Here is a 13,376-nt window from a genome sequence, read left to right as displayed (position 1 = left end):
CAAATCAGCGCCGCTCCACCGTCACCCAGTACCGGCTGCGCTCGTGCACGCGCACCGGCAGGGTCTGGGCCAGCAGGGCCAGGATGCGGTCGGTGTCTTGCAACTGGTACGTGCCGGAGACGCGCAGGTCGGCGACATCGTCGTCGCACTGCACAAGGCCTTCGCGGTAGCGCGACAGCTCGGCCAGGAAGTCCTGCAGCCGCAGGTTTTCGGCATAGAGCACGCCCAGCGTCCAGGCCGAGTCCCGCGCCGCCACGGGGCGGGTGGCGCTGGCGCCATGGCCGTCGAAATGCAGTTGCTCGCCCGCATGCACCACCACGGCCTTGGCCGATGCTGCCGGCGTGACGCGCACCGCGCCCTCCAGCACGGCCAGCGCCGTGCCGTGCTCCAGCTTGCGCACGATGAAGCGCGTGCCCAGGGCCTGCATCTGGCCGTCGTCTGTCTGCACCATGAAAGGCTGGGAGGCGTAGGGCGGGGCATGCGCGGTCTCGACCAGGATTTCCCCCGCATGCTGGCGGATGCGCCGCGCCGTGCCATCCATGCGCACGCTGATGGCCGAGGCCATGTTCAGCTGCACGCGGCTGCCATCGGCCAGCGTGACCGCGCGGCGCTCGCCCTTGGCCGTGCGGTAGTCGGCCGTCCAGTCCTGCCAGGGCAGGTGGCGCCAGGCCAGCCAGCCCAGCGCGGGCGTGGCCAGGGCCAGCACGGCCGAGCGCAGCAGCTGGCGCCTTGCGGCCGAGGGACGCGCGCGGTTGAGCGTGGCCATGCCGACGGCGCCGGGAACGGTGTTGAAGCGGCCCTTGAGCTGCTCGGCGCATTGCCAGATCTGTTCATGCCGGCTGCTCTGGCTGCGCCAGCGTGCCAGCTCGGCCTGCTCGGCCGCGCTGAAGTCCGAGGCGTGCCTGCGGGCCAGCCAGCGGGCGGCCTCGTCCAGGATGCGCGCGTCTGCGGCCTGCATGCTCAGCGCTCCAGCATCGCCAGCAGACATTGCCGGAAACCCTGCGCCATGTAGCGCGTCACGGTGCGCACGCTCAGCTGCATGTGGGCGGCAATGTCCTCGTAGGACATGCCTTCGAGCTGGGACATGAGAAAGGCCATGCGCACCTTGGCGGGCAGGGCATCCAGCAGCGCGTCGAGCTCCTGCAGCGTCTCCAGCAGCATGGCCCGTGCTTCCACGGACGGCACGGTGGCCGGGGGCAGAAGGTGCAGGGATGCCAGGTAGGCCTGCTCCAGCGAGCGGCGCTCCAGGTGGTTGACCAGCAGCCGCCGGGCCACCGTCGTCAGGTAGGCGCGGGGCTCCTGGATGTCCTCGATGGCCTGTGTCCTGGCGCTGGCCCAGATGCGTGTGAACGTGTCCTGGGCCAGGTCGGCCGCATCGCAGCGGTTGTCCAGCCTGCGCTGCAGCCAGGCGACCAGCCAGTGGTTGTGCTGCGCGTACATGCTGCCCAGAGCCTGGCTGGCGCCACTGTCGGTGGATGGATGCACGTACCGGGCCTTTCGTCTTGTGCGTCAAAGAACTCCCGGTATTTTATCCAGTTGATATGAATTCTCATTTGCATTGACTGCGAGGCCCGTGCTGCGGTCCCTGGGATGCCGCATGGAATGATTCTCTATCCATTTGCGGCCTGGGTGTCCCATGTCCCACGCGTCCGCTGTGCCCGTGGACGAGTTGAACGAGCGATACCTCTGCCATCCCCGGCGCAAGCCCTGGCCGTCAACTTCTGGGAGCGCGCCAGCCTCCCGCAAGCAGGCCGGCAAAAAGCAGGGACAGAAGCGTCAGAGACCAGTGGCCCAGAGCCGGAACGGCGGCAGGCGTGGCAGGGAGCAGGGGCACCGCGACCATGATCGGGTCGTCGATCCTGCCTGGTGTGGGATCGTTGTCCCCGGTGGTCTGGGCGGTGGAGTTTCCGTCATTGTCGGTGACCGAAAAAACAATGTCTGCGCCACTCACCTGCGCATCCCATTTCAGCCATTGGCCGTTGATCAGTTTGTAGAGCTGGGTGCCCGCGGGCACGTCCTTGGGCAGCGTGAGCGCGACACGAAGCGTCCCGCCGCTGGTACAGCCGCCAGCCTGGAAGGCGATCTGTCCATAGGGAAAGCCGAAGCCCGAGGGGAGGCCGGTCGGTGGGGGGGCACTCTTTGTCGGCATCCCTTCGAAGCCGCAATCCGCGCCGGACAGGTGCATGGCCAATTCTCCTTCGGGAAACAGCAGGGAGGCCGAGTCGAGCTGATAGCGGAACTGTGCCACTGCGCTTGCAGGGCTGGTGCCCTCGGGGGTCGTCACCGAAACCGAAACGATACCCGATGAACCGGGCGGTGCGTTCGCCGTGATGCGGGTTGCGCTGTCCACGGTGAATCCCGCAGCCTCGGCGGTTCCGAATTTGACGGATGTTGCAGCGGTGAATCCGCTGCCGGAGATGAGCACCTGGGTGCCACCCGCAACCGGCCCGTGCTGCGTGGACAAGCCTGTGATGGACGGCACGCCTGCATAGCTGAACCGGGCTGTGCCCGTGATCGCCGAAGTGCCACCGGGAGTGGTCACCGTCAGGTCCACAGTCCCGGTGCCTGGGGGGGAGATAGCGGTGAGCTGCGTATCGCTGACCACCGAAACGCCAGTTGCGCTTTGATTGCCGAACTTCACCGTGCTGGCGGCGCTCAGGTGGGTTCCGGTCAGGGTGATCTGAGTGCCTCCCGCGCTGGGTCCTGTCGTCGGGGTGATCGATGCAGTTGTCGGTGCCTGGGCATAGGTGAAACGGTCCCCGGCGCTGGTGGCCGAGGTGCCACCGACGGTGGACACGGTGATGTCGACGGTGCCGGCTGCGCCGGGAGGAGCAATGGCTGTGATCTGCGTGTCGCTGTTGACCGTGTAATTGGCGGCAGTGCTGCCAAACTGCACAGCGCCGGAGGGCGTCGCTGACGTGAACCCCGAGCCGGTCAGGATGACCGGTGTGCCTCCGGCAGTAGGGCCGGCGATGGGATGGATGGCCGTGATGGCCGGAGCAGCCACATAAGTGAACCGGTCGACAATGCTGCTGGCGGAGTTGCCACCGATGGTAGACACGGTGATGTCGACGGTGCCGGCTGCGCCGGGAGGAGCAGTGGCTGTGATCTGCGTGTCGCTGTTGACCGTGTAATTGGCGGCAGTGCTGCCGAACTGCACAGCGCCGGAGGGCGCAGCTGACGTGAACCCCGAGCCGGTCAGGATGACCGGTGTGCCTCCGGCAGTGGGGCCGGCGATGGGATGGATGGCCGTGATGGCCGGAGCAGCCACATAAGTGAACCGGTCGCCAATGCTGCTGGCGGAGTTGCCACCGATGGTGGACACGGTGATTTCGACGGTGCCGGCTGCGCCAGGAGGAGCAATGGCTGTGATCTGCGTGTCGCTGTTGACCGTGTAATTGGCGGCAGTGCTGCCGAACTGCACAGCGCCGGAGGGCGCCGCTGACGTGAACCCCGAGCCGGTCAGGATGACCGGTGTGCCTCCGGCAGTGGGGCCGGCGATGGGATGGATGGCCGTGATGGCCGGAGCAGCCACATAAGTGAAGTCGCCGTTGGTGTAGGCACCATTGGCCGTGGTTACGAGCTTGATGCCCACAGTTCCTGATGCGTGTGCAGGGGAAACCGCCGTGATTTGGGTGTCGCTATCCATCTGGAATTGCAATGCGTCCGTATCGCCGAATTTGATGCCTGCAGCGTCCAGAAGTCCTGTGCCATCGAGCCTGACCTGCGTGTTTCCAGTAGTCGGGCCGGATGAGGGCAGAATCCGTGTGATGGTCGGCAAGGCGATGGCATCTACCTTGACGGCAAATTGATAGCCCGGCGCATTGGAGGATGCTCCGGGAATGGATCTGAGGCCGAAATAAACTCCGTATCCTGAGCCGCCATCGCAATTGCAATCGAAAATGATGCGCACAGACTTGTTGGCGGATGCTTGATAGGAACCGGTGAAGCTGTAGACATTGCCAACGGTTTCCTTGTGGTCGAGTTGTTGGCAGTTTTCGGATGGGCTGCCGCACAGCTTCAACAAGGGAAATCCAGTGCCAAGTGAATCAAAAATTCGAATGGATACATCGGTGATGACGACATTGGTTTCACCGGTTCTGAATTCCTGGTATCTTGGGTAACTGGCGTTCACCCATACATTTCCTGGACCTACATCGAGAGTCGAAAGCAATGTCCTGCTCGCTGCTGCATAAGCAGTTGATGCTGAAAAAAATATGAAAACAATAATCCATGACCTTGGCATCCAGCGAAAAGATCGGATGGAAGGGCGCCTGTGGCTAGTTTCTGTCATGGTTATCTTGTGTTCTTGATGTTTGAAAGATGTTGGCGAATGAGCACGCCCGCCCTGGAGGCTGCGCCTGGGACACGGCAGCCCATTGCGATCTTGAGGCACCGGGTCCCTGTGGATTTGACTGTCCGTTTGCCAGTCTCTTGACCGGCCATCCCGCGCTCAGGCCATGAGCCCGAGCAGCCAGTCGGCATATTCCGCCGATGTGGTCGTGGTGCCTGGTGGGGGATTGATGCGCACGGTGTGAGCTGCTTCGGCCATCGCGCGTACATCGCTGGGCGTGTGGCCGAAGGCGGCACGGAACGCGCGGCTGAAGTGCGCTTCGCTGGCAAAGCCCAGGCGTGTGGCCACATCCGCAATGCGCAGACGACGGCAGGTCGGGTTGGACAGCGTGTGGAAGGCCCGTTGCAAACGGCGCTGCTGCACGTAGCGCATCACTCCGCCCAGTGGCTCGAAGAGGTGGTAGAGCCGGTGGCGCGAAATGCCGAAGCGTCGGCACAGTATCTCGGGGGTGAGCGGTGCGGCCAGGTTCTGGGCGATATGGCGCTGGATGCGCTCCAGCGTGGCGGCCTGCACTTCGTTGCGGGCCTCGGCCAAGGTGCGCTGGCTCGGACGCAGGCAGGCGGCCAGCATCTGGGTGGTGGCATGCACCACATCGTCGGCTTGCAACAGGGCGATGGTAGGCAGGCGCCTGTGCAGTGCGTCCAGGTGATCTGCCAGCAGTCCTGCGAAGATGCTGCCTGACGCCAGCACGGTTCCATGCAGGTCTGCACCATGGGTGCCGAAGGCTGCATCGCCCAGCCTGCGTGGCACGATCAGCGAGAGCACATGCGAGTGTTCAGCCAGGGTCTGCTGTGTGCGTGCCATGTCGAAGACGACCACATCGCCGGCGTTTACCTGTAGCTCGCTGCTGCCATCATGCTGGCCGACGAAGCTGCCGCTGCGGTACCACTGAACCAGATAATGGTCCAGACCGTCGCGGGCAGCGCGTGCCTTGTTGCGTGAGAAGCGTTGCGCGCCAAAGCGCAGGTCGCCCAGCAGCAACTGGCCCAGATGGGTGGCATGTACCGAGGCATGGAAACTGTCGCCAGATGCCGTGCGGTGCTCCACCGGAGCCACATCGAACAGCACGGAAATGCTGGCGCGCCAGGCCTCGAAGCGGTCTGCCGAGAGGGTCTGGCACGTGTCAAAGGTAGTGCTGGGCAGGGCGTTGGCCGCAGGCTGCATTGCGAAGTTTCGGCGCAGGAAAACACAAGGCCCGGCAGGACAATCTCGCACGGCGCGGGTCTTGCTGTCGCCGCCAGCCCGCAACTATACAAGAGCACCCGACCGGGAAGCTGGCGCATGAGAAGAGCCTGGCGCACCGTGGCGCGCTGCCGTGCAGCAGCGCAAAAAGCAGGGAGGCAGGTGCTCCCGGAATGCCGAGTGGCTTCTCCCAGGAGGTGAAGGCCGGGCTGTCAGGCCAATTCCAATTGGCGGCTTTCCAGCAGTGCAGTCGACAGCCGTCTGTCCACCGTTGTCCCACATGACTGGCTCTCAAGGGAAAGCCCAGAGGGACATGGAGGCGTTTCTAGGGCGAGGTCGGCCATGCCGCTGCGATTGCTCCGCTGGGAGTGTCAACCAGCCCGCGCCAGCCCGTCGAAAGTCGTGCTCGTGACCCAGCCGATGATTTGCGCGTGCGTGTACTGGCCCGATTCCTTGAGCAGGGCCACCACCGGATCGCAGGCCCGCGCGAACAGCGTGTAGAGCACCAGCTCGGCCGGCAGCGCAGGCTGCAGCTGGCCGCTGGTCTGGGCCTCGGTGATCCAGATGCTCAGGCGGTTGCTCAGGGCGATCAGCCGGTCCATGTAGGCATCGTTGGATTGCAGGGAGGCGCTGAGGTTGGAGTTCTGCGCCGGCAGGGAGGGCATTTCGCCTTCCAGCTGGGTCTGCATGGCCCAGCACGTCACGGCCTTGAGCTGGTCCAGCGGGCGCACCGGCGTGCCGGCCTCGGCGGCCTGGGCCGCCGTGTCGCGCAGGCCGTCCACAAAGGCCAGGGCGCGGTCCAGCACGCCCACCATGGCGGCGCCCGCCAGTTCTTCCTTGGAAGTGAACAGCTTGTACAGGCTGGCCTTGGCCATGCCGGCCTCGGCCGCGACCTCGTCCACCGTCATGGCGTCGTAGCCCTTGGTGGCCAGCAGCCGGTTGACGGCCGCCACGATGGCCTGCTCGCGCACGCGCTGTATCTGTTCTTTGATGGAGGAGCGGCTTGTCATAGCGATATTTTAGACCTCGCAGGTCATATCTGATACCAAGTAGTGCAAAGCGGGTATGTTTGGTTTATAGTTTGAACTCATCAGTTCACTATTTGGTCTTTGTGGTCTAGTCGGGCTGTTCAACCAAGAAAGGCGCCTCCATGCATCGCATTGCTGTCATCGGTTCGGGGATTGCGGGGCTGGCCGCAGCGAGCCGCCTGGCCGCGGCGCCGGGCGGGCCTGCCGTGACCTTGCTGGAGGCGGGCGGCCATTTCGGGGGGCACGCCAACACGGTGGACCTGACGCTGGGCGGCGTGAGCCAGGGCGTGGACACCGGCTTTCTGGTCTTCAACCACCGCACCTATCCGCTGCTGACGCGTTTGTTCGAGCAGCTGCAGGTGCCCACGGCTGCCGCCGAGATGTCGTTTTCCGTGCAGGTGCCTGAGGCCGATGGCCGCGCGGGCCTGGAATGGAGCGGCAGTTCGCTGGGCGGCGTGTTCGCGCAGCGGGGCAATCTGCTGCGCCCGCGCTTTCTGAAGATGCTGGCCGAGATCCTGCGCTTCAACCGCCTGGCCACGCGCATCGCCCAGGAAGGCGATGAAGCGCGGCTGCGCAGCGCCATCGGCGATTTTCTGGACGACCACGGCTTTGGCGCTGCCTTCCGTCAGGACTACCTGCTGCCCATGATGGGCTGCATCTGGTCCTGCCCCACCGACCAGATGCTGCGCTTTCCCGTGGCCACGCTGATCCGCTTTTGCCACAACCACGGCCTGATCCAGGTCACGGACCGGCCGCAGTGGCACACGGTGCGCGGCGGCTCGCGCCAGTACGTGCGGCGCATGGTGGCCGCGCTGCTGAAGGACGGCCGCCATGAGGCGCGCCTGAATGCGCCCGTGCTGGGCCTGCGCCGCGCCGCGCACGGCGCGCTGCTGCAGACGGCGAACGGCACGGAGCCGTTCGACGCCGTGGTGCTGGCCTGCCACAGCGACCAGGCCCTGCGCCTGCTCGGCAGCGATGCCACGCCACAGGAGCGCAGCGTGCTGGGCGCCATCCGCTACCAGCCCAACCAGGCCGTTTTGCACACCGATGCCAGCGTGCTGCCGCGCAGGCAGGCGGCCTGGGCCGCCTGGAACTACGAACGCGCGGCCGACCCGGGGCGGGACCAGGCCGGCGTCTGCTTGCATTACCTGCTCAACCGCCTGCAGCCCCTGCCGTGGCAGCAGCCCGTGATGGTTTCGCTGAACCCGGTGCGCCCGATCGATGAAGGCCAGGTCCATGCGCGCATCGAGTACAGCCACCCGGTGTTCGACCTGGCGGCCATCGAGGCCCAGGGCCGCGTGGCCGACGTGCAGGGCCAGCGCCGGACCTGGTTCTGCGGCGCATGGTGCGGCTACGGCTTTCACGAAGATGGCCTGCGCTCGGGACTGGACGCGGCCGATGGTCTGCTGCGCGCCCTGCCGGCCTTGCCCGTCCTGCCCGCCAGCGCGGCCTTCGAGGGGGTCGCATGACGGCCCGCCCCCTCATCGGCTTCGGCCATGTCTGGCACCGCCGCCTGCGGCCTGTCGAGCATGCCTTCCGCTATCCCGGCTACTTTCTGATGCTGCCGCTGCGCAGCCTGCGCACGCAGCCGGACGCCGCGCTGCGGCGCAACCGGCGGGGCTGGCTGAGCTTTCATGACAGCGACCACGGCGAGGGCGGCTGCGACGCACTGGCCTGGTTCGAGCAGCTGCTGCACAGCGAAGGCATAGCCGACGCCGATGGCGAGGTCTGGCTGCACACCTTCCCGCGCGTGCTGGGCTACGTGTTCAAGCCCGTGAGCTTTTGGTATGCGCACCGCGCCGACGGCTCGCTGGCCGCCGTGCTGGCCGAGGTCAACAACACCTTTGGCGAGCGCCATGCCTATCTGCTGGCGGGGCCGGACCTGGACTGGGGCCGCGAGCAGGTGGCGCGCAAGCAATTCCATGTCTCGCCGTTCTGCGAGGTGCGCGGCGAGTACCGCTTCCGCTTCGAGCGCGGCGAAGACCGCACCCTGGCGCGCGTGGACCTGCACGACGAGGACGGCCCGCTGCTGCAGACCAGCGTGGGCGGCGTGCTGCACCCGCTCGGCGGCGCCACCGTGCGCCGCGCCTTCTTCGGCACGCCCCTGATGACGCTGGGCGTGGTCGCCCGCATCCACTGGCATGCGCTGCGCCTTTGGGCCAAGCGCGTGCCTTTCCATGGCAAACCCTCCGAGCCCAAGCGCTTCGTCACACGATGAACACTACCGCCGCCCCCCTGCTGAGCCCCTCCGCGGCAGCGCCGCGCCGCACGCCTGCACGGGCGCGCCGGGTGCTGAACCTGCTCGAACGCCTGCCCCACGGGCAGCTGGACCTGGAGCAGCCCGATGGCCGCCTGCTGCACCTGCCCCGCCCGCCGTCGGGGGCTGCCGATGCGCATTGCGTGCTGCACGACTGGCAGGCGCTGGAGCGCACGCTCAAATCGGGCGACATCGGGCTGGCCGAAGGCTATATCGCCGGCGAATGGGACAGCCCCGACCTGGCCGCCCTGCTGCGGCTGTGCATGGCCAACCGCGACCATGTGCAAAGCCTGGTCTATGGCAGCTGGTGGGGCCGGCTGGGCTACCGCCTGCGCCATCTGCTGCAACGCAATACGCGGGCCGGCAGTGCCAGGAACATCCATGCCCATTACGACCTGGGCAATGATTTCTACCGCCTGTGGCTGGACCCGGGCATGAGCTACAGCGCGGCCTGGTTCCAGGGCCGCACGGGCCAAGCGCTGCGCAACGCGGACCTCCAGGAGGCCCAGCAGGCCAAGCTCAGGCGCACGCTGGACGAGGTGCGGCTGCAGCCCGGCCAGCGCCTGCTGGAAATCGGCTGCGGCTGGGGCGGCCTGGCCGAGGCGGCGGCGCAGGAGTTCGGAGCCCGGGTCACGGGCGTGACCCTGTCGCGCGAGCAACTGGTCTGGGGGCAGCAGCGCATGCAGCAGGCGGGCCTGGCCGACGCGGTGGAGCTGCGCTACCAGGACTACCGCGACCTGCCCGCGCGCCATGCGGGCGAGCCCTTCGATGCCATCGTCTCCATCGAGATGTTCGAGGCCGTGGGCCGCGAATACTGGCGCGGCTACTTCCAGACGCTGCGCGACTGCCTCAAGCCCGGGGGCCTGGCCTGCATACAGACCATCACGCTGCGCGAGGATCTGTTCGCGCGCTATCTGCGCTCCACCGACTTCATCCAGCAGTACATCTTCCCGGGCGGCCTGCTGCCCAGCATCCCCGCCTTCGAGCAGGAGGCGCACCGCGCCGGCCTGGTGGTGGAGCGCCGCATGGCATTCGGCCGCGACTATGCGGAAACGCTCAGGCGCTGGCGCCAGTCCTTCGAGGAGCGCCTGGAGGCCGTGCGTGCCCAGGGCTTTGACGAACGCTTCGTGCGCATCTGGACCTTCTACCTGGCGTATTGCGAGGCGGCCTTCGACACCGGCAACACCGATGTCGTCCAGTTCACGCTGCGCAAGCCCCTGCCATGACGACCCCGCAACCCCACGCGCGCCGCGCGCCGCATGCACCCCATGCACCCCGCCGCAAGGCCCTGGCCTGGGGCGCCGCCTGCGTCCTGGCCCCTTCATTGATCACCATGTCCAACGCCCTGCACGCCATCACCCCGACCGCCGAACTTCCGGCCGAACTGCGCAGCGCCCTGCCGTCCGCGCGCCTGATGGGCACGGCCGTGCTGCGCTTTTTCGGCCTGCGCGTCTATGAGGCGCGGCTGTGGGCTGCGCCCGGACTGCTGCCCGAGGACTACGCCCGCCACCCGTTTGCGCTGGAGCTGGTCTACGACCGCAAGCTCGAAGGCGCGGCCATCGCCGAGCGCTCCATCGCCGAAATGCGCAGGGTCGGCAGCTTCACCGAAGAGCAGACCCGCCAATGGCTGGACCTGATGAAGCAGGCCTTTCCCGATGTGGTGGCCAAGGACCGGCTGCTGGGCCTGAACGACGGCCAGGGCGATGTGCGCTTTTTCCACAACGGCCGGCAGACGGCGCAGCTGCGCGATGCCGACTATGCGCGCCTGTTCTTCGGCATCTGGCTGTCGCCGCAGACCTCGGCGCCTGCCATGCGCACCTCGCTGCTGGGCCAGGGCTGAACGCCAGCGGACCATGCCATGACCTCCGTCCCGGTCCCCGCTCCCGCCCCCGTGCTGCCCTGGCGCACAGGGCTGGCCTATGGCGGTCTGGCCGCGCCGCTGGCCTTTGTGTCCCTGCCCCTGTATGTGAACCTGCCCTACCACTACGCCAGCGTGGCCGGCGCGCCGCTGGCCGGGCTGGGCGCGGTGCTGCTGGCCACGCGGGCGCTCGATGCCGTGGTCGATCCGGCCATTGGCCGCCAGGCCGACAGGCTGCTGCGCGGCGGTGTGCGGCCGGCCTGGCGGGCGGCTGCGCTGGGCAGCCTGCTGATGGTGCTGGGTTTCGGGGCGCTGTGGCATCCGCCGCGCGGCTCCGAGGCCGCCATGCTGGGCTGGCTGGCCGGCAGCCTGCTGGTGTGCACGCTGGCCTACAGCTTCGTCACCATCCTCCACCAGGCCTGGGGCACCCGCTGGGGCGGCCAGCCCGCCTGGCGTGCCCGTGTGACGGCCTGGCGCGAGGGCGCCACGCTGGCGGGCGTGCTGCTGGCCAGCGTGCTGCCGGCCGTGATGGGCCTTGACGCCACCAGCGCCGTGCTGGCGCTGGGCCTGGCGCTGGGGCTGATGGGGCTGTACCGGCTCCGGGCGCCCGTGGCTCCTGCGCCCCATGTGTCCCATGTGTCCTCTGCGCCCCGCATGCCGCAACCGGAGTCCCCGGCGTCGGCCGCCCTGGCCTCGTCCACTTCTCCGTGGGCGGATGCCGGGTTTCGCCGGCTGCTGGCCATCTTCATGCTCAATGGCGTGGCCGCGGCCGTTCCCGCCACCTTGCTGCCCTTTTTTGTGGCCGACAGGCTGCAGGCGCCTGCACTGCAGCCCCTGCTGCTGCTGTGCTTCTTTGGCGCGGCGGCCCTGGGCCTGCCGCTGTGGGTGAAGGCCGTCTCGCGCTGGGGCCTGGCGCCCAGCTGGCGCGCGGGCATGCTGGCCAGCGTGCTGGCCTTCGGCTTCACGCCCTGGCTGGGCACGGGCGACGCCATGGCCTTTGCCGTGATCTGTCTGGCCAGCGGGCTGGCCCTGGGCGCGGACCTGGCCTTGCCGGGCGCACTGCTCACGGGCGTGATCCACGAGTCCGGCCAGGGCGGCCGGGGCGAGGGCCGCTACCTGGGCTGGTGGACCTGCGCCACCAAACTCAACCTGGCCCTGGCTGCGGGCCTGGCCCTGCCCCTGCTGTCCGCCGCGGGCTACCGCAGCGGCGGCACCGACCCGGCCGGGCTGCAGGCGCTGGCCTGGGCCTATGGCGGGCTGCCCTGCCTGCTCAAGCTGGCGGCGGCGCTGCTGCTTTGGCGCGCCGAGCGATTGCATTCTTCCTGGAGTCACACATGAGCCACATCACCCACTCCGCTTCGTTTTCGCCGCTGCGGCGCGTCTGCCTGGGGGCGGCATTGGCACTGTCCCTGGCGGGCTGTGCCGGGCCTTCGGTCCAGGACTACGCCAAGGAGCAGCCGACGCTGGACCTGCGCCAGTATTTCAACGGGCCGCTGACGGCGCACGGCATGTTCACGGACCGATCGGGCAAGGTGGTCAAGCGATTCACCGTGCGCATGACGGGCCGCTGGAATGGCGACGAGGGATCCCTGGAGGAGCACTTCGTCTACAGCGACGGCAGCACGCAGGAGCGGGTCTGGCATATCCGCCACCTGGGCGACGGCCGCTACAGCGGCCGGGCCGACGACGTGGTGGGCGAGGCCCAGGGCCAGGGCGCGGGCAATGCCTTCCGCTGGAGCTATGTGCTGGCCCTGCCCGTGAACGGGCGGGTCTGGAACGTCCACATGGATGACTGGATGTACCTCATGGACGGGCGCACCCTGCTCAACCGCACGGCCATGAGCAAGCTCGGCGTGCACCTGGGCGATGTGACGCTGTCCTTTGTCAAGGAGTGATGGGCCATGCCGCTGTTCTCGCGCGGGCTGAACCCGCTGCTGGCTGACTGGAAGGGACGCTCGGCATGGGTGGTGGGCGCCTCCTCGGGCATAGGGCGTGCCACGGCCGAGGCGCTGCACCGGCAGGGCGCCCGGGTGATCGTCTCCGCACGGCACGGCGGCGCGCTGCAGGACTTCGTGCGCGGCCGCGAGGGCTGCCTGGCCCTGCCGCTGGACGTGACCGATGCCGCCGCCGTGGATGCGGCCGCCCAGGCCGTGCTGGCCCACGCGGGCGGGGCGCCCGACCTGATCCTCTACTGCGCAGGCCACTACCGGCCCCTGCGCGCCACCGAGTTCGACCTGGCCGAGATGCAGCACCACCTGGCCGTGAACTATGGCGGCGTGCTGCACCTGCTCGATGCCGCGCTGCCCATGCTGCTCAAGGCTGGCCGGGGCCATCTGGCCCTGGTCGGCTCGGTGGCCGGCTACCGGGGACTGCCCATGTCCCTGGCCTACGGCCCCACCAAGGCGGCGCTCAACAACCTGGCGGAAAACCTCTATCTGGACCTGCATGGCCTGGGCCTGGGCGTGTCCATCATCAATCCCGGCTTTGTCGATACGCCGCTGACGGCGCAAAACAGCTTCAGCATGCCGGCCCTGATCGGCGCCGACGAGGCGGCCCGGCATATGCTGCAGGGCTGGGCGCAGGGGCGTTTCGAGATGAATTTCCCGCGCCGCTTCACGCGCTGGGTGCGCCTGCTGCGCTGCCTGCCAGACGCCTGGTATTTCTCTGCGGTCCGCCGCTTCACCGGAGCATGAAACC

The 13,376-nt window shown here is 67.7% G+C and carries 12 protein-coding genes; 7 read left to right on the top strand and 5 right to left on the bottom strand.

What is annotated here, in order from left to right:
* Window positions 1–4: 4 nt before the first annotated feature.
* The 5 genes from DACI_RS29780 to DACI_RS29760 all read right to left on the bottom strand — a co-directional run bounded on the left by DACI_RS29780 (window position 5) and on the right by DACI_RS29760 (window position 6,546).
* A complete protein-coding gene (locus DACI_RS29780; RefSeq protein ID WP_043782991.1) occupies window positions 5–958 on the bottom strand; it encodes a FecR domain-containing protein in 954 nt (317 codons plus the stop codon).
* 2 nt (window positions 959–960) lie between these two features.
* Entirely contained in the window at window positions 961–1,440 is a 480-nt protein-coding gene (locus DACI_RS29775; protein WP_012207687.1) for a sigma-70 family RNA polymerase sigma factor, read from the bottom strand.
* 274 nt (window positions 1,441–1,714) lie between these two features.
* Window positions 1,715–4,135: an IPTL-CTERM sorting domain-containing protein gene (locus tag DACI_RS32670; protein ID WP_197968046.1), complete on the bottom strand. Its 2,421-nt coding sequence runs from the start codon at window positions 4,133–4,135 to the stop codon at window positions 1,715–1,717.
* A gap of 318 nt (window positions 4,136–4,453) precedes the next feature.
* Window positions 4,454–5,518: a helix-turn-helix domain-containing protein gene (locus tag DACI_RS29765; protein WP_043782988.1), complete on the bottom strand. Its 1,065-nt coding sequence runs from the start codon at window positions 5,516–5,518 to the stop codon at window positions 4,454–4,456.
* Window positions 5,519–5,907: 389 nt separating this feature from the next.
* Window positions 5,908–6,546, bottom strand: coding sequence for a TetR/AcrR family transcriptional regulator (locus tag DACI_RS29760; RefSeq protein ID WP_012207684.1), 639 nt, complete (start codon window positions 6,544–6,546; stop codon window positions 5,908–5,910).
* Between the two features lie 140 nt (window positions 6,547–6,686).
* Here DACI_RS29760 and DACI_RS29755 point away from each other — a divergent pair, with 140 nt between their 5' ends.
* From DACI_RS29755 to DACI_RS29725, 7 genes are read left to right on the top strand one after another with little or no spacing between them, the layout of a single operon-like run.
* A complete protein-coding gene (locus DACI_RS29755; protein WP_012207683.1) occupies window positions 6,687–8,033 on the top strand; it encodes an NAD(P)/FAD-dependent oxidoreductase in 1,347 nt (448 codons plus the stop codon).
* Window positions 8,030–8,782: a DUF1365 domain-containing protein gene (locus tag DACI_RS29750; RefSeq protein WP_012207682.1), complete on the top strand. Its 753-nt coding sequence runs from the start codon at window positions 8,030–8,032 to the stop codon at window positions 8,780–8,782. The genes DACI_RS29755 and DACI_RS29750 overlap by 4 nt, the downstream gene beginning before the upstream one ends.
* A complete protein-coding gene (locus tag DACI_RS29745; protein ID WP_012207681.1) occupies window positions 8,779–10,047 on the top strand; it encodes an SAM-dependent methyltransferase in 1,269 nt (422 codons plus the stop codon). The genes DACI_RS29750 and DACI_RS29745 overlap by 4 nt, the downstream gene beginning before the upstream one ends.
* The gene (locus DACI_RS29740; RefSeq protein WP_012207680.1) at window positions 10,044–10,661 is read left to right on the top strand and encodes a chalcone isomerase family protein; all 618 of its coding nucleotides are present in this window, start codon (window positions 10,044–10,046) and stop codon (window positions 10,659–10,661) included. The genes DACI_RS29745 and DACI_RS29740 overlap by 4 nt, the downstream gene beginning before the upstream one ends.
* Window positions 10,662–10,679: 18 nt before the next feature.
* The gene (locus DACI_RS29735) at window positions 10,680–12,017 is read left to right on the top strand and encodes an MFS transporter (protein WP_012207679.1); all 1,338 of its coding nucleotides are present in this window, start codon (window positions 10,680–10,682) and stop codon (window positions 12,015–12,017) included.
* A complete protein-coding gene (locus tag DACI_RS29730) occupies window positions 12,014–12,574 on the top strand; it encodes a DUF3833 domain-containing protein (RefSeq protein WP_012207678.1) in 561 nt (186 codons plus the stop codon). Before DACI_RS29735 ends, DACI_RS29730 begins: the two co-directional genes overlap by 4 nt.
* 6 nt (window positions 12,575–12,580) lie before the next feature.
* Complete coding sequence (locus DACI_RS29725) at window positions 12,581–13,372, top strand: SDR family NAD(P)-dependent oxidoreductase (RefSeq protein WP_012207677.1); 792 nt, start codon at window positions 12,581–12,583, stop codon at window positions 13,370–13,372.
* The last annotated feature ends 4 nt before the right edge of the window (window positions 13,373–13,376 follow it).

Source organism: Delftia acidovorans SPH-1 (assembly GCF_000018665.1).
GTDB lineage: Bacteria > Pseudomonadota > Gammaproteobacteria > Burkholderiales > Burkholderiaceae_C > Comamonas > Comamonas acidovorans.
Note: the sequence above shows the minus strand (reverse complement) of the source record. Positions and strands in the feature narration are given on the sequence as shown.

Coding starts and splice junctions, on each gene's coding strand:
- DACI_RS29780 (WP_043782991.1), bottom strand. CDS start 958: ATGCAGGCCGCAGACGCGCGCATCCTGGACGAGGCCGCCCGCTGGCTG.
- DACI_RS29775 (WP_012207687.1), bottom strand. CDS start 1,440: ATGTACGCGCAGCACAACCACTGGCTGGTCGCCTGGCTGCAGCGCAGG.
- DACI_RS29765 (WP_043782988.1), bottom strand. CDS start 5,518: ATGCAGCCTGCGGCCAACGCCCTGCCCAGCACTACCTTTGACACGTGC.
- DACI_RS29760 (WP_012207684.1), bottom strand. CDS start 6,546: ATGACAAGCCGCTCCTCCATCAAAGAACAGATACAGCGCGTGCGCGAG.
- DACI_RS29755 (WP_012207683.1), top strand. CDS start 6,687: ATGCATCGCATTGCTGTCATCGGTTCGGGGATTGCGGGGCTGGCCGCA.
- DACI_RS29750 (WP_012207682.1), top strand. CDS start 8,030: ATGACGGCCCGCCCCCTCATCGGCTTCGGCCATGTCTGGCACCGCCGC.
- DACI_RS29745 (WP_012207681.1), top strand. CDS start 8,779: ATGAACACTACCGCCGCCCCCCTGCTGAGCCCCTCCGCGGCAGCGCCG.
- DACI_RS29740 (WP_012207680.1), top strand. CDS start 10,044: ATGACGACCCCGCAACCCCACGCGCGCCGCGCGCCGCATGCACCCCAT.
- DACI_RS29735 (WP_012207679.1), top strand. CDS start 10,680: ATGACCTCCGTCCCGGTCCCCGCTCCCGCCCCCGTGCTGCCCTGGCGC.
- DACI_RS29730 (WP_012207678.1), top strand. CDS start 12,014: ATGAGCCACATCACCCACTCCGCTTCGTTTTCGCCGCTGCGGCGCGTC.
- DACI_RS29725 (WP_012207677.1), top strand. CDS start 12,581: ATGCCGCTGTTCTCGCGCGGGCTGAACCCGCTGCTGGCTGACTGGAAG.